Source organism: Amycolatopsis sp. NPDC003676 (genome assembly GCF_053587275.1).
In genome coordinates, this window is record NZ_JBSFNS010000343.1 from 1 (window position 1) to 1,221 (window position 1,221).

1 protein-coding gene is annotated in these 1,221 nt (G+C 73.1%); it reads left to right on the forward strand.

Annotated elements, in window-relative coordinates:
- Positions 1 to 1,210: KR domain-containing protein (locus tag ACWDNU_RS46275; RefSeq protein ID WP_449673501.1), on the forward strand; the 1,210-nt coding region annotated here is incomplete at its 5' end.
- Positions 1,211 to 1,221 lie beyond the last annotated feature (11 nt).

A 1,221-nucleotide genomic window follows, 5' to 3' on the forward strand; every position in this document is an offset into this window, starting at 1 on the left:
CCCCAAGATCGGCGGCCTCGCCGCTGTCCTGGCCGCGGTAGGGGAGCCGAAGGACCTGGTGCTGTTCACCTCGGTGGCCGGGCTGTTCGGCAACACCGGGCAAGCCGACTACGCCGCCGCGAACGAGGCGCTGTGCCGCTTCGCGGTGAGCTGGCGGCGCAGGCATCCCGGCCATCGCGTCACCGCGCTGGACTGGGGCGCCTGGGACGGCGGCATGGTGACCGACGACCTGCGCGAGTACTTCCGCGCGCGTGGGATCCCGCTGCTGGCCCCCGCCGCCGGCGCCGCCGCGTTCACCACGCAGTTCACCACGGCGCGCAGGCCCGAACCGGTCCTGCTGGTCGGCGCGGCCACCGCGCTGTCGACGGGCGAACGCCCGGCGGTGCCGGTGCGGGCCCGCCGCGACGTCACCGGGCTGGTCGACGAACCCGTGATCGCCGCGCACCGGATCGGGGAGCACATCGTGCTGCCCGCGACCTTCGGGCTCGGCGCGATGATCAATCTCGCGGAGCGGACCAGGCCGGGCCGCACCGTGATCGGGGTCCGCGACTACCAGGTGCTCAAGGGCCTGGTATTCGATCATCCGGTCACCGCGCTGGAGCTCGAGCTCGAACCGGTCGCCGATGTCGACGGCCGTACCGCGGTGCGCGCCACCGTCTTCGGTGACAAGGCCGCCCACTTCCGGGCGACCCTGCTGCTCGCGGCGGAACCGGAGGCGGCGGGCAACCAGGCGATCGTGGCCGGTCCCGGCGCCGATGCCCAGCGGATCTACACCGACGCCGTGCAGTTCCACGCACCGGCGTTGCAGGGCCTGCGCGCCCTCCGGTCCGAGAGCGACACCGCGATCGTGCTGGAGTGCTTCCTGCCCACCGGCCCGGTCGCCGACGGCGCCTACGCGGGTCGCCTGCACGATCCGGTCGCCGCCGACCTGATCCTGCAGGGCCCGCCGGTGCTCGGCCACCGCCTGCTCGGCGCGGCCTGCCTGCCGCTGGGTGTCGGCCGGATCGACTATCACCACCCGCTGCCGACCACCGAACCGTTCGTCCTGGTGGTCGACAACCCGCGCGCCGGGCGGCTCGAAGCCCGCATCGACGCGACCGCGCTGGCCACCGACGGCACAGTGCTGCAGCGGTTCTCGGACGTCACCGTCCTCACGACGCCCGATCTGACGGAGAAGTTCCAGACCTCGGTGAGGGAGTGGACCCGATGACAGTCCTCGAT